Source organism: Agathobaculum sp. TL06 (assembly GCF_054658635.1).
In genome coordinates, this window is record NZ_BAAGGY010000011.1 from 96,388 (window position 1) to 114,674 (window position 18,287).

An 18,287-nucleotide genomic window follows, 5' to 3' on the forward strand; every position below is an offset into this window, starting at 1 on the left:
TTAAACTTGCCGCCTGCCCCGATGCTATAATATAAAGCAATATGAAGATGGATGGGGGGTAAGGTAATATGGCATATCTTTTGATCTCCATGCTGACTGTACTGCTTTTGGCGCTATATTTGCGGCAGCAGGCTTTGCAGCAGCAGGTCCACAGGCTGAAAGAACGGTTGGACAGCTTGGCGGATGTTACCGGACATGTAGAATACAAATCGGATTATATCAGTGAAAAATTACAAAATGAACTGAAACTGCTCAAGAAAAGCGGTCAGCCGGTGCAGGCGGTCAAACACCTGCGGGAGCAGACAGGGCTGAGTTTAGTGCAGGCGAAGCAGTTTGTTGATAAGCTTTGATAGGATATCCGCACTTGTGCCAGGCTGAGAGCCTGTCTCATGCCGCCCTATGGGCGGCTTTTTTCTTTAGCCCGCCGCCACAGGGGACGGGTACTTGCCGGTTTCGACCGCGTAGGCGCGGATCTGGCAGCCCTCGTCCGCGGTCAGCGCGGTATCGGCAACATAATCCTTGGCGGAATCCGAGTAGCGCGGGTCGGAGCCGTCCAGCGTGTAGCGGATGGCCGCGCCGCTGCCCGCGGTGATCTTGCCCGAAGCGATCACCGGCGTGTCGGATACCGTATCCGCCGCCACCAGCGCGTATACGCCGCCGCATTTCGCCCCCAGCACATAGGCGTCGTAGTAATGGCGGCCTTCGATCAGCGCGCCGGATACGCCCACCGGATCCTCGTGAACCTTGGCGTCCGCGATCTTATAGGGCATAAGCACCGCGTCCTTGTGCGCGACGAGGAAATACACGTCCTCGGGCAGATAGCTCTTGGGTACGCGCACCACATGCATGCCGAACACCTCGCCGCACACGCCCTTGGCGATGGACTGGCGCGCAAGCACGTCCACACCCGCGAATTCGTCCGAGGTGCAGACCAGCTTGTACATCTCGCTCGTCAGGTAGAGATAGCGGTTGTCGTCCGGCACCAGCGCGTCGTCGAGCGCCTGCGACGCGTCCGCGATCTTGCTGATGATGTCGGCCTTGGTCGGCTTGGCCGCGCTTTCCACGATCGTGCCAGCCATGGTCACAAAGCGGCGGAAGGCGTATTTGTCCGCGGCGGGTGTGGACTTTTCGTTCAGCTGCAGGCGCAGCATGTCGGCCGCGTTTTTGACCAGGTTCTGGTCGAGGTTGTTGCCCTTGTCAATGGTGAGCGTGAACGCCTTGTCCTGCGTCATGGTCAGCTCCTGCACCACGTCCTGCATCTCGGTCACGTCGCCGTAGCGGGCAAGGCCGCCGTCGCGGTCGTAGTCCACCTCCTCGACCGTGATCGGCGTGTACACCTTGAGCGTCTTGACGCCGGTCAGGTCAAAGGTTTCCGCGGTCTTGCCCTTGATGAAGGACGCGCGGGTGAATACCTCGGCGATCTGGTCGGAATATTTGCTTGCAAGATTGATAGCCATAAGTATAATACCTCCTGTTTATACGATATGTTTATTTGCCGAGCAGTGCTAAAGTCACGGGATCGACGCCCGCTGGCTCGCCGTCCGACTGCGCCGGCCCGACCGCCGCGCGGCGGTTTTTCTGGTTCATTTCCAGCGCCGCCAGCTCGTCCTTGAGCTCCAGGATCTCCCACTTGCGGTAAGCGGAGACCAGCGAGCCTTCCTGCTGCGCCCATTCCCATACCTGCTGTGGGATGTCCTCGGGCTTGACCTCGGGATATTCCTCCACGAACGCCGCGTAGATCTGCCCGTTGGGCATGCCGTTCGCGGCGCGGTTGCGGCGCACATAGGCGTTCTGTTTGGACAGCCCCAGGCTTGCCGCCTGGATCAGCTCCTCCAGCGTCAGCTCTACGGTCTGCCCGTCCACCGGCACGGGAAAGGTTTGTGCGGCGGGGGGCGCGGACTGGGCGGTATCGGGGGAGAATGGGTTGGATGCAGCTGCTCCCGTCTCCTGCGGGAGCGGCTGCGCCGGACGGCTGTCAGGTCTGGTCTTGTTCTGCATTTGCATTTGCCTCCTTTTGCTGCTGCCGCTGCATGCGCAGCGCGTGCAGCAGGTCGTGTTTGCCGCGCACCTGATAGTCAGGCACGTTTTCCAGATAAACGAGCGGGTCGGTGATGACACCGCTCTCGAGCAGGTGGTCGTTGGTCATGGTCTGCATGGTCTCGGACCAGTAGCTCGCCGCGCCCACGTCCACCTGCAGGCGCATATCCAGCCCGGCGAGCGTGGAAAAATCGAAGGACTGCCGCTGCGGTTCGCCGCCGTCCTCATCCGGTACGACGACCGTACGCACCCCGTAATGCGCGCCCATCAGGTCGAGGAAGATGCGCGCCCAGTCCTCGGTGAAGCGGTAGAACTCCATTTTGGTCAGCTCAAGCGGGGCGGCGGTCGCGTTCTGCACTGCGACGATGGCCGAGGTGTTGTCCGGCTTGACCGTGCCGAGCGCGGCCTCGCTCGCGCCCATCAGCTCGGCGGTGTCGGTCATCATCTGCTTCAGCAGACCGAGCACTTGGCCGGAGATATCGGGCGCCTTGAACGCGGCCGCAATCGCGGTGTTCGGGTCGCCGCGCATGCCGACCGCCTTGCCCACGTCGTTCGACCACCCGTTCGGGAAGCGGGTCATGTCGTAGATAATCTTGGGGAAGGCCACCTGCTTGATGCACTGCACATACATCGAGTACAGCTTGTTAATGGCGATCTGGTTGGGGATGGCTTCGGTCAGCGGGCTTTCGCCGTGGCACGAGCCGCGCACACGGTTCCAGCACAGATGGGTCACCGGATAGTAGCGGTAGGGCAGCTCCTTTTCGCACATCACGGTCGCGGTGCGCGTGGTCTTGAGGAAGGCCACGCCGTGCTCGGTCTTTCGCATGTGCAGCAGTACGGTTACGCGGTCGCTATCGCCGTGCAGGCGGCAGCGCAGGCGGTCCGTGTCGTCGTCCGGTCGGATGGCCTCGGCCTCGTCCGCGCCCATGCCGTTTTCCCGCGCCTCCTTTTTGACCTCGTCCACATCGCGCCGCATGGCGAGGATGAGGTAGGGCTGGCGCTGCACCTCGTCGCAGGCAGGGTTGCCGAAGCAGATATTGGTCGAGTCGATCAGCTCTGCCGCGATATCGCCTTTGACCGCCTGACCGGTCTCAAGCGCGGGATCGAAGTGGAGATAGAAGCATGCATCGCCGTCCACACAGGCGTTTTTGAGCAGCGGCCGTCCGAGCGCCTTGACGCCCGACCGCTCGATCGCGGACGCGAACGCGCGCTCCAGGATACGGGCGGTCCGGCGGCCTGCGCTGTCCATGTCGAACGGCTGCGCGCGTACCGCCACATCGTCCGATACCAGCATGGACACGAACAGGTTGACGCAGCGCCGCAGCACATTGAAGATCAGCGGGTCGAGCGACTGGACGCGCAGCCCCTCCCATTGGCGGCCGAGGTAGAAGGCCTCGTTGCGGCGCACGCGGTCATACAGGCCGATCGAGCGTTTGTAGTCGCGGTCGCGCTCGTACTTTTGCCAGATCGCGGCGGGCGAGGGGTCAAACCGCATGGTCATCCTCCTCCCGTCCGTAGGCCATCAGCGCGGCCAGGTCGCGGCTGAGCGCGTCTCCGGCTGCGTCCGGCGCATCGCCGCTGCGGCCGCGCCCGTCCTCCCGCCAGGGCGGGGCGGGCAGCGGCAGCCCGCCGGATATGACCGCGCCGGTCAGCACCAGCAGGGCGGCGCCGATGCAGTAACATAATAGTTCCATAGTGTCCTCCTTTTCTGGAATGGGGACAGTGATTCCCCATTCTGGTTCAGTACCGCAAAAACGCTCCCACCTCGCAGTCATACAGGGTCGGCGGCGCGGGCTGGGGCGGCTCGTACACGGTCGCGGCATAGCCGCGCAGCGCGTCCGGCGCGTGGGTCAGCTCGTGCGGCGTGTTCGCCGTGTCGGACGGATTGCGCTTATCGTGCTGCAGAGCGGGCAGGGTGCGGATCAGGTTGCGGCAGGTGTCGAAGATGGTCAGGCGGGGGCGCAGCCCGCCCTGCGCGTCCCGACGCGGGGCGAGCAGCTCGTGCAGCGCCAGCCAGCCGGCAACGCGCTCGTTACTGCTTTTGTCGAAGTCCAGCCCGCAGTCCGCGAACAGCTCCACCGCGCTTTTGCCGGTCTCCTGCCGCCGGTTCCACAGGTCGGGCGGGGCCAGACGGCAGTCGATGCGCTCGCCCGCCGGCTCGCAGTTCAGAATGGCCGCCGCCGCTTCTGAGATAATCAAACCGGATTGATATAACTCTCTGTATACTATGCTGTATCCATCCGGACTTTGCGCGATCCACAGCGCGGCGAGCATATCCAGCCCGTAGTCGATCGTCAGGTAACGCCGCCAGTCCTTGGGGATGGGGTGCGGCGGCGTGACGTGCCGCTCGGCGGAAAACTCGCTGAAATACCGTCCCTCGTCCAGCTCCCACACGCCGTCGAGCAGGGCTTTGCGGTCGTGCGGGGCGAGCAGCCGCAGCCGTTTTTCATATCCCGCGTCCGCCTGCTGCAGAAATGGGTTGTCCGCCAGCCGCGCAGGCAGGAACAGCCGCGTGCCGCCGCCGCATTCGTATACGATGTCGGGCGGCATGGGGTCGATGTACCGCGCCTTGACCCAGTGATGTCCCACGCCGCCCGGGTTGGTGGTGGATTTGACCTGCTTGGGATAACCGTTCGCGCCCCGCACGCGGGAGAGCAGGTAGGTGAACTGGCTTTCCGTGAAGTGGGTCAGCTCGTCGAAGCGGATCACATCGTATTCGGCGGACTGATAACGGGTCACGTCGCTCTCCGCATCACAGTAGCCGAATTCCAGCACCGAGCCGTTGACGAACTGCCACAGGTGCTCGCTCACCTTGTAGGACGCGGCCGCCTGCGGGAACAGCCGCAGCGACGCGGGTACGAGCGAGCGGTCCAGCTCGGGCAGGGTGCGCCGCAGCATGAGCTGCCGCGAGGCCGGATACAGCACCGCGAAGCGCAGCGCGTCCAAAAGCTGGCCGTGGCTTTTGCCGCCGCCCGCCGCGCCGCCGAACAGCGTTTCAAACGCCTCCGACCGGATGAACGCCGCCTGCCGCGGGGTTATTTCGTATTCGATCGTGCGTCCACGATTTGGAACACGATCTCGACCGGCGCGGGCGGCTCGGCCTCCGCGCCGTCCAGCAGCGCCCCCTTGCCGACCGTCCGGTCGAGAATCTCGCGGATCGCGGTCAGGCGGCTGTTCGCGGGCGCTTCCGCGTCGTCCGCGATCTCGTACAGCATCCGGATCAGCTCGTCCGGATGGTTCTTTTTTCGCACAATGGCATCGCCTCCTTTGGGGATAGAGTCGCTTACTTTCCCGCAGGGCATAGAATAGGAGAATCCTCTGCAAAAGTCAAGAACAAATGTTCGATTTTGCGGGACGTGAAAAAAATAACCCTTTTGCGGGCGTGGCGGCGGAAAGCGGCGCAGCCCTCGCGCAAAGGCGGCGGGCCTGCGAATACACGGCGGTATTTTGCTAAATTTGGTGGTATCTGACACGGAGATATGCTATAATAAAACCGTATGTAAAATTCGCCCCACCGAGAGGAGAAAAAGAATGAGTTTATGGTTCGCCGTTCTGCTGGGTCTGGTACAGGGCCTGACCGAGTTTTTACCCGTTTCCTCGTCCGGCCATTTGGTGCTCGCCCAGACGATTTTTGGGGACGGGATAGAAACGAATTACATGCTGTTTAATGTGCTGCTGCACTTTGGCACGCTGCTGTCGGTTGTCGTTGCGTTCTGGAGCGATATCAGGGAGCTGTTCCTTGAATTTTTCGCCTGGATCAAGGACGGCTTCCGGATCAACGGCCATCCCTACCGCCGTTTTATCATCATGCTGCTGATTACGATTCTGCCGATGTTCGCCATCCTGCCGATCAAAAGCAAGATCGAGGGCGCGTTCTCCTCGTCCCTGGTCGTCGGGCTGATGCTTCTGGTCACGGCGGCGATCCTGTTCCTGTCGGAAAAGGCGCCGAAAAAGCATAAGACGGAAAAGAATGCGACCTGGCTGGATGCGCTGATCGTCGGCATCGGCCAGTGCTTCGCGGTGCTGCCCGGCCTGTCGCGCTCGGGTACCACCATGTGTACCGGCCTGTTCCGCGGCTTTTCGCGCGAGTTTTCCGTGCGGTTCGCGTTTATCATGTCGCTGCCCGTCATTCTGGGCGCAAATATTCTGGAACTGGTCGACGTGATCCGCGATCCGTCGACGATGGGCGAGGTTTCGCTCGCCTGCTACATCGTAGGCATCCTGGTGGCGATGGTATCCGGCCTGGCGGCGATCCGCATGGTGCGGTTTGTGTCCAAGCGGGGCAACTTCCGCCCGTTCGTGGTGTACTGCACGCTGATCGGTACGATCACGATCGTTGTCAGCCTGATCCGGATGGTGGTCTGACCGTTCCGCTGCGGGGCCTGCCGCGGTATGGAAAAGAGAACGGAAGAGAGGTTTCAATAATTTGGCTGCAAGAAAAACCACAACCAAAAAAAGCGCGCCGCGCGGGAAAGCGGCCGCGCGCCGCGCGCCCGAGCCGGAGACGCTTCTGCCGCGCGCGGCTTGGGGCGCGATCTGGGGCGTGGCGGGGCTGCTGTGCCTGCTGTCGCTGCTGCCGATCGATGGGGTCGTGCTGGACGCCCTGCATCGGGGGATTGGCGCGCTGATCGGGACAGGCAGCTATGTGCTGCCGTTCGCCCTGCTGGGGCTGGCGGCGCTTCTGATCGCGCGTCGCAAAGGGCCGGTGCGCCTGCGGGGCTGCTGCATCGCCCTGCTGCCCGTGCTGGCGGGCGGCATCGTGCATGCAATCACCTGCGCCAATGAATATGCGTTCTCCATGAGCACCCTGTCCGGCCTGCTGAAGTCCGGCATGGAGATGAAATCCGGCGGCCTGCTGTCCGGCGGCCTGTATATGGTGTTTGAGTGGGCGCTGTCCTCGATCGGCGCGCTGCTGGTTTTGCTGCTGCTGCTGGTTGCGGCGCTGCTGGCCGCCTGCCGCATCACGCCGCAGGCGTTGATGGATATGTTCCGCCCCCCGGCGTATGAATATGAGGACGAGGAGGAGCGCGAGCGCTACGAGGCGCCGGCTAAGCTGCCCAATGTGCATGAGGTAGCCGCCGTCCATGCGCAGAAACGGGAGGAGCGGCGCGCCGCGCGCCGCAAGGTGAATATTGATATCCCGCTGGACGTCGAGCCGCCGGGCGAGGACAAGCCGGGCGAGGCTCCGGACGCGCCGCCGCGCCGCATGCACGGCGGTAAGCCGATCGCACCGGATGAATACCTGCGTTCGCTCAAGGAGGAAACGACGGGCGAGCAGGTCAGCATCATGGACCTGGTGGAGAATAAACCGGAGGAAGAGGAAGCGCCGGCGGAGGCGGAGCAGGCGCCGAAGAAGGCGGAAAAGATCGGGGAGCAGGAGCAGGCGGCGCTGAGCGAGCAGATGGACGAGAGCCAGAAAGCGCCGGTTCCGGTTTACGATTATCCGCCGATCGAGCTGCTGGCGCAGGGCAAGCGGGCATCGGCGGCGGGCGCGGAAGCCGAGCTGCGGGAAAATTCCGAATGCCTGATCGACACCCTGCAGTCGTTCAATATCGACGCGCAGATCATCGGCATTGTGCGCGGCCCCTCGGTCACGCGGTTCGAGCTGACCATCCCGCGCGGCATTAAGATCTCCCGCATCACCGCGCTGTCGGATGATATCGCGCTGTCGCTCGGCGCGGTATCCGTCCGCATCGCGCCCATACCGGATAAGATCGCGGTCGGCATCGAGGTGCCGAACAAAGCGGTCAATACCGTGTTCATCCGCGAGTGTATCGCTTCGCCGGCGTTCACCAACGCGCGCAGCCGCCTGTCCTTTGCCGTGGGCAAGGACATCACCGGCAAGCCGGTGATCGGCGATATTGCGAAAATGCCGCATATGCTGATTGCGGGTACCACCGGATCGGGCAAATCCGTGTGCATCAATTCCATGCTGATCTCGCTGCTGTACAAGTCCACGCCCGAGGAAGTCCGGCTGATTATGGTCGATCCCAAGATGGTCGAGCTGGGTAATTACAACGGCATCCCGCACCTGCTGATTCCGGTCGTGACCGACCCCAAGAAGGCGGCGGGCGCACTCAACTGGGCGGTGGGCGAGATGGAGCGCCGCTATAAGCTGTTCGCGGACCATCAGGTGCGCAACCTGGTCGGCTATAACGACCTGATGCGCGCCGAGCGGGCGAAGGCGGAGCAGGAGGAGGGCGGCGCGCCCGAGCAGTATCAGGTCCTCCCGCAGATCGTCATTGTCATCGACGAGCTGGCAGACCTGATGATGGTCGCGGCCAAGGAGGTCGAGACCTCGATCTGCCGCATCGCGCAGAAGGCGCGCGCGGCGGGCATGCATCTGGTAGTCGCGACCCAGCGTCCGTCGGCCGATGTCATTACCGGCATCATGAAGGCCAATATCCCGTCCCGCATCGCGTTCGCGGTGGCCAGCCAGATCGAATCCCGCATTATCCTGGATACGACCGGCGCGGAAAAGCTGATCGGCAAAGGCGACATGTTGTACGCCCCGCTGGGAGAGGGCAAGCCCACGCGCGTGCAGGGCTGCTTTATTTCGTCGGATGAGATCGAAGCGGTGATCGCGCATATCAAGGAGACAAGCACAGCCGAATATAATGAAGAGATACTCGAACATATTGAGCGCCAGGCGGAGCAGGCGGAGGGCAAGGGCGGCGCCTCCGGCGACCCGGGCGAGGAAGAGGACGATATGATCGAGGAGGCGATCGATGTGATTATGGATTGCCGCCAGGCGTCCACCTCCATGCTGCAGCGCCGTCTGAAGCTCGGCTATTCCCGCGCCGCGCGCATCATCGACCAGATCGAGGAGCGCGGCATCATCGGTCCGTTCGAGGGTTCCAAGCCGCGCCAAATCCTGATTTCCAAAGAGGAGTGGCAGGAAATGAAGCTGCGGCGGCATACGCCGCTCGATTGAAGCCGCGCCTCCCCTCAAAAGGGGACTGCCGCGTATTTCCCCGTTGTTCATTTTTAATTTCCAACAGGAGGGTTTATTATGTCTTTGACCAAGATCAATATTGCAGAGCAGTCGTTTAACCCGTTCGAGATGATCGGTAAGCAGTGGATGCTGATTTCCGCAGGGACGGAAGACAAGTGGAACACCATGACCGCAAGCTGGGGCGGCGTGGGCGTGATATGGGGCAAGCCCTCCGCAACCTGCTATATCCGCCACAGCCGGTATACAAAGGAATTTGTTGACAACAGTGAGTATTTTACACTGACATTTTTACAAGATGGACACCGCGAAGCCCTGAACCTGATGGGTACCAAGTCCGGACGGGACATGGATAAAATGCACGACAGCGGCCTGACGCCGGTGTTTGTGGAGGGGCAGCCGACGTTTGCGGAGGCGGCGCTCGTGCTTGTCTGCCGCAAGCGCTGCCGGAGCGAGATTGCGCCGGAGGATATTCTGCAGCAGGAGATTCTGGATAAGAACTATGCGAACCGCGATTTCCATGCCATGTATATCGGCGAGATCGTTGCGGCGTACAAAGGTTAATCAAATCTCTACAGACTGTTCACAAAATCGACAGGGTGCCGGGCGTATACTGAAAAAGAAAACAACCGGAACCGGAGGAAACCATCTGTGAAAAGAAAACTGCTCAGCCTGCTTCTGTGCGCTGTGCTGGCGTTGGGCGTACTGCCCGCGCCGGCGTTCGCAGGCTATGAGAACTTTACCGAACAGCAGCCCTATACCGGCCAGTTTGCGGATGTGCCGTCTGACGCCTGGTATGCGGAAAACGTGGAGCTGGCCTATGAATACGGCCTGGTCAACGGCGTTTCGCAAACGTCCTTTGCGCCGGACAGCAGCCTCACGATGGCGGAAGCGGTCAAGCTGGCGGCCTGCCTGCACAGCATTTACCAGAACGGCACGGCGGACTTTGCGGCCTCCTCTCCGTGGTATGCGGTTTATGCGGTATACGCGCTGGAAAACGGCATCCTGTCCGCGCCGCTGGAAAGCTATGAAGCGGCGGCGACCCGCGGCGCGTTCGCGGACGTGCTGGCGAAGGCTTTTCCGGAGGAAGCGCTCGAATCAGTCAATTTCGTGGAGGACGGGGCGATCCCCGATGTGCCGGAGGGGGCGTATTACGCCGATGCGGCCTATCTGCTGTACCGAGCGGGCGTCCTGACCGGCTCGGACGCAGCCGGCCGGCTTTTGCCGGACAGCACCATCAAGCGCAGCGAAGCTGCCGCGATCGTGACGCGCATGGTAGAGCCGGCGCTGCGGCAGACGGTTACGCTGGAGGTAAGGGAGACGCTGACCGCGGACGAGGCGATGGCGTACTGCATGCCCGCGGTGTTCAAGCTGTACTCCTATGATGCGAAAGGAAGCCTGCTCGGCATGGGCAGCGGCGTGCTGATCGGGCCGGACGGAGACGCGGTCACCTGCGGGCATGTGGTAAACGGCGTGTACCGCCTGGTCGCGGAGCTGACGGACGGCACACGCCATGAGGTCAGCATATATGACCTGAACGCGGATATGGACATCGCGCATATCCAGCTTGAGGGGAGCGGCCTGCCGTACCTGCAGACTGCGGAAACGGTGCAGGCGGGCGATACGGTGTATGCGCTCGGCTATCCCGGCGGCGGAAGGGCGAAGCTGACGCAGGGAACGGTGATCGACCCCTATAATACGGATTACACAACGCCCATGATCGAGAGCAGCGCCTCGGTCATCAGCGGCAATTCCGGCGGCGCGCTGGTGGACAGCGCCGGAAGGCTGGTCGGCATCACGGTCAGCAGCCAATCCGGCGGCAAGCCGTCGTTCTCCGTGCCGATCACCGCGCTGGAGGAACTGAACGGCAGCGAGGCGGTAAGCGTCGCCGCCTATACGGACGCGCACCGTCCGGCGGCATCCCGCTGCTACGCGGGGCTGTATCCGGTGCCGGATTTCAGCAAAGTGACCGGCGTACCCCTGTTCGCGTGGTCGCGCGATCGGAACCCCTCCTTTGGGGGAAGCTATTTTTATTATAAGATGTCCGACATGCCGGACGAGCAGCAAAAGCTGCTGCAGTACTATGCGGCGCTGAACGAAAATACATTTTACCTGTTTTCCGGAGATGCGTTCACCTCCTCGGCCGGATATCTGTATTCCGTGCAGCTTTATCAAACGACCTATCAGGGATACGATGTTCTTGCGGTGGTCGTAACCGGACTTCATTCCAACTTGATCGGCGGTCTGCCTCAGGCCGCCGGTTTTTTTGCAGGCATTTGCGCAGGATGCGGGCGGAGATGAATTTTCTGCGTCAACGCTGTATCATTTCACAAAAAGGGAAATAAAAACGGGAAACCGTCAAAAAAGCAAAATGATTTGTCGGAAAAAGGATGGATTATGCAAAAAACGGAGAAATAAAAAGCCGCAGCATGGAGAAACTTTCATATTTTACCGTCATTTTGCACAATATAGCTTTGGTAAATCGGTGAAATCCCACAATAGAACACGAAGCGCCCCGCATGATATAATATCTTTGCGTGAGTGAAGTGTGTGGAGAGCACAGAAACGAAATGGAGGAGAAGACCCAAATGAAGAAGTATGTTTACATGTTCCCGGAAGGCAACGGCAAAATGCGTGAACTGCTCGGCGGAAAGGGCGCCAATCTGGCGGAGATGACCGGACTGGGCATGCCTGTTCCCCAGGGTTTCACCATCACGACCGAGGCCTGCACCCGGTATTATGAGGACGGAAAAACGATCTATCCGGATATCCAGGAGCAGATCATGGAGTACCTCGATAAACTGGAAAAAGTCACGGGCAAAACGCTCGGCGATCCCGACCGCCCGCTGCTGGTATCCGTCCGCTCGGGTGCGCGCGCTTCCATGCCCGGCATGATGGACACCATCCTCAACCTCGGCATGAACGACGAGATCTGCGAAGCGGTTGCGAAGCTGACCAATAACCCGCGTTTCGCGCGCGACTCCTACCGCCGTTTCATCCAGATGTTCTCGGACGTTGTGATGGAGCTGCCCAAGTCCACCTTTGAAACCTTCATCGACCAGGTTAAGGACAAAAAGGGCGTTAAGCTGGACAATGAGCTGGACGCGGACGATATGAGCGAGCTGATCGTCCTGTTCAAGGATCACTACAAGAAGTCGCTCGGCGAGGATTTCCCGCAGGATCCCAAAAAGCAGCTTATGGAAGCGGTCCGCGCGGTATTCCGTTCGTGGGATAACCCGCGCGCGAATACCTACCGCCGCATGAACGATATTCCGCATTCCTGGGGTACCGCGGTCAACGTGCAGTCCATGGTGTTCGGCAACATGGGCGACACCTCCGGTACGGGCGTTGCGTTCACCCGCAATCCGGCGACCGGCGAAAAGAAGCTGTACGGCGAATTCCTGATGAACGCGCAGGGCGAGGACGTCGTGGCCGGCATCCGCACCCCGCAGCCGATCTCCGCGCTGGCCGATACCATGCCGGAGGTTTACCAGCAGTTTGTGGACATCTCCTCCCGCCTGGAGCAGCACTACGGCGACATGCAGGATATGGAGTTCACTATTGAAAACGGCAAGCTCTACATGCTCCAGACCCGTAACGGCAAGCGCACCGCGCAGGCGGCGCTCAAGGTCGCGGTCGACCTGGTGGACGAAGGCGTCTGCACCAAGGAGCAGGCCATCATGAAGGTCGAGCCCAAGCAGCTCGACGCTCTGCTGCACCCGACGTTTGTTCCCGCCGCGCTTCAGGCGGCGACCCCGATCACGACCGGCCTGCCGGCATCCCCCGGCGCGGCCTGTGGCGCGGTCTATTTCACGGCGGAGGAAGCGGCGAAAGCACACAAGACCGGCCTCAAGGTCGTCCTGGTGCGTCAGGAAACCTCGCCGGAGGATATCGACGGCATGGCGGTTTCCGAGGGCATCATGACCGCGCGCGGCGGCATGACCTCGCACGCGGCGGTTGTTGCGCGCGGCATGGGTACCTGCTGTGTCGCCGGCGTCAACGGCATCAAGGTTTCCGAGGCGGACAAGACGCTCACCTTTGCCGATGGGACGGTCGTACACGAGGGCGACTTCATCTCGCTCGACGGCTCGACCGGCAACGTATACCTCGGCAAGATCGAAACACAGGACGCGGAGCTGACCGGCGATTTCGGCCGCTTCATGGGCTGGGCGGACGAGATCCGTACCCTGAACGTCCGCACGAACGGCGATACCCCGCGCGATGCAACGCAGGCGCGCAAGTTCGGCGCCGAGGGCATCGGACTCTGCCGCACCGAGCATATGTTCTTCGAGCCGGAGCGCATCAAGGCGGTCCGCGAGATGATCGTGTCCGACACGGTTGAACAGCGCAAGGCGGCGCTCGCCAAGATTCTGCCCATGCAGCGCGGCGACTTTGAGGGTATTTACCGCGCGATGGGCGGCCTGCCGGTAACCATTCGCCTGCTCGATCCCCCGCTGCATGAGTTCCTGCCGCAGGAGGACGACGATATCCGCGAGCTGGCGGGCGAAATGGGCATTACCTTTGAAAAGCTCAAGGCCAAGGTGGAAGACCTGCATGAGTTCAACCCCATGCTCGGCACCCGCGGCTGCCGTCTGGACGTGCTGTATCCGGAAATCGCCGAGATGCAGACCGAGGCGATCATTTCCGCCGCGATCAACGTCTGGAAGGAAGACGGCCTGCACATCACGCCCGAAATCATGGTGCCGCTGGTATCCGAGATCAACGAGCTGCGCTTTGTCAAGAAGATCATCAAGGCCAAGGCTGACGAGCTGATCGAGGCTTCCGGTCTGAAGATGAAGTATATGGTCGGCACGATGATCGAAACGCCGCGCGCGGCTGTGACCGCGGACGAGATCGCGGAGGAAGCCGAGTTCTTCTCGTTCGGCACCAACGACCTGACCCAGATGACCTACGGCTTCTCGCGCGACGACGTGGGCCGCATCCTGGAGACATATTTTGACAAGAAGATTCTGGAATCCGACCCGTTTGCCCGTCTGGACCAGCATGGCGTAGGCCGTCTGGTAAAGATGGCGGTCGAAAACGGCAAGAAGGTCCGTCCGGATATCAAGCTCGGTATCTGCGGTGAACACGGCGGCGACCTGTCCTCGGTCGAGTTCTGCCACAATGTGGGCCTGAACTATGTTTCCTGCTCGCCGTTCCGCGTTCCGATCGCCCGTCTGGCGGCGGCGCAGGCGCGCGTCAAGGAGCTTGGAAAGGCGTAAAAGCCGATAAAAAAGCCCCTCCATCTGGAGGGGCTTTTTCCGTTGCATATATGGGCGGGCTTTGCTATAATGAATAAAAGTATGCCTATTCCGGCGGGTAGAGCTGCTGCATCAGGGACAGGGCAAACCGGATGCCCTGTTGGAAGCACTGATAGGCATAATCGCAGAATGTGAGCGCCTGTTCATCCAATAATGCGGACAACTGCCGCGTTTGTTCGGGCGAAAGCTGATTTTTGAGTATCAGAAAAGCAGGCGCCTTGGTAAAGTCGTCTGGCATGGTCAACCCGTGTGTGCAGTAGTGGGCAAAGAGGTCTTCCGTATTTGGTATCATAAAAATCGCCTTATTTCATGTATCGTGAGATTATTATAAATCATAAAACATGATTTGTCAAGAGGGAGAAGCTATGGATTATTTGGACAGGTTTCGCAAAAGGCGTAAGGAAATTGGGCTGCGTCAAACAGACGTAAGCGCGGCGCTGGGATTGGGAAAATCAACCTATAGCATGTACGAGACACGAAAAAACAAAATGGATGTGGAAACGTTTGCCGCAATCTGCCGCCTGCTGTGCATCACGCCCGATGAAGCACTGGGATTTGATGAATAAAGGGATTCGGGTGGAAATCTCCATGCGGAGATGCTATAATATTCCTGCAATATCAGAACAAAGATAGAGGAACGCCATATGAAAGGAATTATTCTTGCCGCGGGCAAAGGCTCGCGCCTTTACCCCATGACGCGGCCGGTTTGCAAGCCGCTGCTGCCCGTCTATGATAAGCCGATGATCTATTATCCGCTGGCCGTGCTGCTGCAGGCTGGCATACGCGATATCCTGATTATCATTCCGCCCGGAGAGGAAGGGCCGTTTTACCGCCTGTTGGGGTCGGGCGGGCGCTTCGGCGTCAATATCACCTATGAGGTGCAGGAGGTCGCGCGCGGCATCGCGGACGCGCTGCTGATCGGCGAGCAGTTCATCGGAAAGGACGATGTCTGCCTGGTGCTGGGGGATAATATTTTCTATTCCCCGTTTTTTGAGGATTACCTGAACCGCGCGCTCGCATTGGGGGAGGGCGCTTGTGTGTTCGGACATTATGTGAACGACCCGCGCGCGTTCGGCGTTGTGGAATTTGACGAGGCGGGCAACGCGGTCTCCATTGAGGAGAAGCCGCGCTATCCCAAATCCAACTATATCATCCCAGGCCTGTACTTCTATGATAACGACGTGATGGAGATTGCGCACGCCCTCAAGCCCTCCGCGCGCGGCGAGCTGGAAATCACGGACGTCAATCTGGAATACCTGCGCCGCGGCAAGCTGCATGTGGTCAAGTTTGACCGCGATTTTGTATGGCTGGACGCGGGTACCGCGGAAAACCTGCTGGGCTCCGCGCAGGAGGTCAAGCGCGTGCAGGATGAAACTGGCCGCTATATCGCCTGCCTGGAGGAGATCGCGTACCAGCGCGGCTACATTTCCCACCAGGCGCTCATGCGCCTTGCATCTGATTTGGATAAGACGCTGTACGGGCAATACCTGCAATGCCTGTAAGCGCCGCCCTGCGGCAAAGCCGCCGGAATTTTTCCGGCGGCTTTTTGTTTGCCCTGTGCGGTGGACAAAAGCGTTCCGGCGGGGTATACTGAATCCATAAGCATCCGTCCGCCAGCCCAAGGAGGGAACCCATGACCGAGAAAACCATACATCCCGCGCAGCCGGTGGCTGTCCAGCCCCTGCGCGCGACCGGAACCGTGTGCGGCTTCGCCGTGCGGCCCGGCCTGTTCCTGCTTAACGGCGCAACGCCCGTGCCGGGCGGCGTCAGCTTCACCATCCATTCGATCGGCGCGGTCCGCTGCGAGCTGTGCCTGTTCCGGCGCACCGAACAGCAACCGTATGCGGTTTTGCCGTTTCCGGATAGCTGCCGCATCGGAAACACCTGGTCGATGATCGTGTTTGGTCTGGAGATCACGGAGTTTGAATATGCCTACCGGATGGACGGGCCGTATGACCCCGCCCGCGGGCTGCTGTTTGACAGGACGCGCTTCCTGCTCGACCCCTATGCCCGCGCGGTCACCGGACAGAGCCGGTGGGGGGAGAAGCCCGCAGCGGAAACGGCGTATCACGCCCGCGTGGTCGAGGATGCGTTCGATTGGGGCGATTTCAGCGACCCGCATATCCCGTTTCAGGATATGGTGATTTATGAGATGCATGTGCGCGGCTTTACGCGCCATCCGTCGTCCGGTGTGGCGCACCCGGGGACTTTCGCCGGCCTGCTGGAAAAAATACCCTACCTGAAAGCGCTCGGCATAAACGCGGTCGAGCTGATGCCGGTGTTTGAATTCGACGAGTTGGCCGAGGAGCGCGTGGTGGACGGCCGGACGCTGCTCAACTACTGGGGCTATAATACCGTGTGCTTTTTTGCGCCCAACACAGGGTATACGGCGGCGGTCGAGTTCAACCGCGAGGGGACCGAACTGAAAACGCTGATCCGCACGCTGAATGCGAACGGCATCGAGGTCATTCTGGACGTGGTGTTCAACCATACCGCGGAGGGCGACGAGCGGGGGCCGTTTTTCTCGTTCAAGGGGCTGGACAATAATGTGTATTACATGCTCACGCCGGACGGGCGGTACTATAATTTTTCCGGCGTCGGCAATACGCTCAACTGCAATCACCCGACTGTGCGGCAGTTTATTCTGGACTGCCTGCGCTACTGGGTGGTCGAATACCGTGTGGACGGGTTCCGCTTCGACCTGGCGAGCATCCTGGGGCGCGATGAGGATGGCGGCCCGCTGTCCGAGCCGCCGCTGCTCGAAAGTCTGGCGTTCGATCCGATTCTGGGGCGCGTCAAGCTGATCGCAGAGGCCTGGGACGCGGGCGGCATGTATCAGGTTGGTTCGTTCCCCTCCTGGAACCGCTGGGCGGAATGGAACGGGAAATACCGCGACGACCTGCGCCGCTTCCTCAAGGGCGACGCCGGACTGGCGCAGGCAGCGGTGCAGCGTATCTGCGGCTCGCCCGACCTGTATCCGCCGGATAAGCGGCAGAACGCCTCGGTCAATTTCCTGACCTGCCACGACGGCTTTACCCTGTACGACCTGTATGCCTATAATCAGAAGCATAATGAGGCGAACGGTTGGGGGAATACGGACGGCGCGAATGACAACAATAGCTGGAACTGCGGCGCGGAGGGGGAGACGGACGAGCCGGCGGTGCTGGCGCTGCGCGACCGCCTGCGCAAAAACGCGTTTGCCGTGCTGCTTTGCAGCCGCGGCGCGGCGATGTTCCTGGCTGGCGACGAGTTCGGAAACACACAGTTCGGCAATAACAACGCCTATTGCCAGGATAACGAAGTCTCCTGGCTGGATTGGGGGCGGCTGGAACAGAACCAGGATCTGTTCCGGTTTGTGCAGCAGATGATCGCGCTGCGGAAAGCGCATCCGGTGCTGCGCGCCGCGACCGGTCCCGCGGCCTGCGGCTGGCCGGACGTATCCCTGCATAATGGAGAGGCATGGAACGGCCGGATGGAGGGGGAAACCAGGCAGATTGGCGTGCTGTTCGCGGGCCGGAATGAGGAAAATACGGCGGACGACCTTGTACTGCTTGCGGTCAACGCCTATTGGGAGGCGCGGGAGCAGCAGATGCCCGCGGCGCCGGAGGGGCTTCGCTGGCGGCTTGTCCTGCACACCTCCTGCGCGGAGCCGTTCGCGCCCGATCTCCCGTTTGATGGCGCGCGCTTTACGCTGGGGCCGCGCTCGGTGGCGGTTGTGGCCGCGGAGCGCCGGTGAACAACAGGAAAAAGCCCGCAGAGCACAGCTCTGCGGGCTTTTTGTCAATTTCACACAACGGAAAGCCGCAGCCGGGGCCTGCCGTTAGGCGGCGGCAGGCCATACGGCGCGGATCACATCCCGAGCCGAAAAGGAGGTACAGCGGCGGCGGTTTTCCGCGGGTGGTGAAAACGCTTTTACTTAGAAGCCTTAGCAGCCTTAATCGCGTCGATCATCATGGGAACAACCTTGAACAAGTCGCCGCAGATGCCGTAGTCGGCAACGTCAAAGATCGGCGCGCCATCCGCCTTGTTCACCGCGA

The 18,287-nt window shown here is 60.9% G+C and carries 16 protein-coding genes and 1 pseudogene; 9 read left to right on the forward strand and 8 right to left on the reverse strand.

Translation table 11 applies throughout. The features are described from left to right. The first annotated feature begins 68 nt into the window (after nucleotides 1–68). Nucleotides 69–350 (forward strand): hypothetical protein, encoded by a 282-nt coding sequence (locus ACYQ3S_RS08375; protein ID WP_459688441.1) that lies wholly within the window; start codon nucleotides 69–71, stop codon nucleotides 348–350. A gap of 66 nt (nucleotides 351–416) precedes the next feature. Here the strand turns inward: ACYQ3S_RS08375 and ACYQ3S_RS08380 are convergent, their stop codons facing one another. Genes ACYQ3S_RS08380 through ACYQ3S_RS08405 form a run of 6 tightly spaced genes read right to left on the reverse strand, consistent with a single transcriptional unit; the run spans nucleotide 417 to nucleotide 5,288 of the window. After that, nucleotides 417–1,457 carry an FN3 associated domain-containing protein gene (locus tag ACYQ3S_RS08380; RefSeq protein WP_459688443.1) on the reverse strand — a complete coding sequence of 347 codons (1,041 nt, stop codon included), beginning with the start codon at nucleotides 1,455–1,457 and terminating at the stop codon, nucleotides 417–419. Between the two features lie 31 nt (nucleotides 1,458–1,488). Beyond that, entirely contained in the window at nucleotides 1,489–1,998 is a 510-nt protein-coding gene (locus ACYQ3S_RS08385) for a hypothetical protein (RefSeq protein WP_390124723.1), read from the reverse strand. Beyond that, nucleotides 1,976–3,532 (reverse strand): portal protein, encoded by a 1,557-nt coding sequence (locus tag ACYQ3S_RS08390; protein ID WP_459688445.1) that lies wholly within the window; start codon nucleotides 3,530–3,532, stop codon nucleotides 1,976–1,978. The genes ACYQ3S_RS08385 and ACYQ3S_RS08390 overlap by 23 nt, the downstream gene beginning before the upstream one ends. Beyond that, on the reverse strand, nucleotides 3,522–3,731 hold the full coding sequence (locus tag ACYQ3S_RS08395; protein WP_459688447.1) for a hypothetical protein: 210 nt from the start codon (nucleotides 3,729–3,731) through the stop codon (nucleotides 3,522–3,524). The genes ACYQ3S_RS08390 and ACYQ3S_RS08395 overlap by 11 nt, the downstream gene beginning before the upstream one ends. 46 nt (nucleotides 3,732–3,777) lie before the next feature. Beyond that, entirely contained in the window at nucleotides 3,778–5,088 is a 1,311-nt protein-coding gene (locus tag ACYQ3S_RS08400) for a terminase large subunit domain-containing protein (RefSeq protein ID WP_459688468.1), read from the reverse strand. Continuing rightward, complete coding sequence (locus tag ACYQ3S_RS08405; RefSeq protein WP_459688470.1) at nucleotides 5,073–5,288, reverse strand: hypothetical protein; 216 nt, start codon at nucleotides 5,286–5,288, stop codon at nucleotides 5,073–5,075. The genes ACYQ3S_RS08400 and ACYQ3S_RS08405 overlap by 16 nt, the downstream gene beginning before the upstream one ends. 280 nt (nucleotides 5,289–5,568) lie before the next feature. Between ACYQ3S_RS08405 and ACYQ3S_RS08410 the strand changes: the two genes are divergently transcribed. From ACYQ3S_RS08410 to ppdK, 5 genes are all read left to right on the forward strand, one after another. After that, complete coding sequence (locus ACYQ3S_RS08410; protein ID WP_459688449.1) at nucleotides 5,569–6,402, forward strand: undecaprenyl-diphosphate phosphatase; 834 nt, start codon at nucleotides 5,569–5,571, stop codon at nucleotides 6,400–6,402. A 61-nt stretch (nucleotides 6,403–6,463) separates the two neighbouring features. Continuing rightward, complete coding sequence (locus ACYQ3S_RS08415) at nucleotides 6,464–8,971, forward strand: DNA translocase FtsK (protein ID WP_459688450.1); 2,508 nt, start codon at nucleotides 6,464–6,466, stop codon at nucleotides 8,969–8,971. Between the two features lie 78 nt (nucleotides 8,972–9,049). Further along, complete coding sequence (locus tag ACYQ3S_RS08420; protein WP_459688451.1) at nucleotides 9,050–9,553, forward strand: flavin reductase family protein; 504 nt, start codon at nucleotides 9,050–9,052, stop codon at nucleotides 9,551–9,553. An 87-nt stretch (nucleotides 9,554–9,640) separates the two neighbouring features. Then, nucleotides 9,641–11,290 (forward strand): trypsin-like peptidase domain-containing protein, encoded by a 1,650-nt coding sequence (locus tag ACYQ3S_RS08425; protein ID WP_459688453.1) that lies wholly within the window; start codon nucleotides 9,641–9,643, stop codon nucleotides 11,288–11,290. 287 nt (nucleotides 11,291–11,577) lie between these two features. Next, nucleotides 11,578–14,211 carry a pyruvate, phosphate dikinase gene (gene ppdK, locus ACYQ3S_RS08430; protein ID WP_459688455.1) on the forward strand — a complete coding sequence of 878 codons (2,634 nt, stop codon included), beginning with the start codon at nucleotides 11,578–11,580 and terminating at the stop codon, nucleotides 14,209–14,211. Between the two features lie 85 nt (nucleotides 14,212–14,296). Here the strand turns inward: ppdK and ACYQ3S_RS08435 are convergent, their stop codons facing one another. Further along, entirely contained in the window at nucleotides 14,297–14,542 is a 246-nt protein-coding gene (locus ACYQ3S_RS08435) for a hypothetical protein (RefSeq protein ID WP_459688457.1), read from the reverse strand. Between the two features lie 73 nt (nucleotides 14,543–14,615). On the opposite strand from ACYQ3S_RS08435, the gene ACYQ3S_RS08440 reads away from it, so the two are divergent. The 3 genes from ACYQ3S_RS08440 to glgX all read left to right on the forward strand — a co-directional run bounded on the left by ACYQ3S_RS08440 (nucleotide 14,616) and on the right by glgX (nucleotide 17,986). After that, a complete protein-coding gene (locus tag ACYQ3S_RS08440; RefSeq protein ID WP_159068166.1) occupies nucleotides 14,616–14,816 on the forward strand; it encodes a helix-turn-helix domain-containing protein in 201 nt (66 codons plus the stop codon). A 78-nt stretch (nucleotides 14,817–14,894) separates the two neighbouring features. Next, entirely contained in the window at nucleotides 14,895–15,752 is an 858-nt protein-coding gene (gene rfbA / locus ACYQ3S_RS08445; protein WP_459688459.1) for a glucose-1-phosphate thymidylyltransferase RfbA, read from the forward strand. A gap of 131 nt (nucleotides 15,753–15,883) precedes the next feature. Continuing rightward, the gene (gene glgX / locus ACYQ3S_RS08450; RefSeq protein ID WP_459688461.1) at nucleotides 15,884–17,986 is read left to right on the forward strand and encodes a glycogen debranching protein GlgX; all 2,103 of its coding nucleotides are present in this window, start codon (nucleotides 15,884–15,886) and stop codon (nucleotides 17,984–17,986) included. A gap of 176 nt (nucleotides 17,987–18,162) precedes the next feature. Here the strand turns inward: glgX and ACYQ3S_RS08455 are convergent. Beyond that, nucleotides 18,163–18,287 (reverse strand): annotated as a pseudogene (locus ACYQ3S_RS08455) (acryloyl-CoA reductase electron transfer subunit beta); the annotation flags it as partial.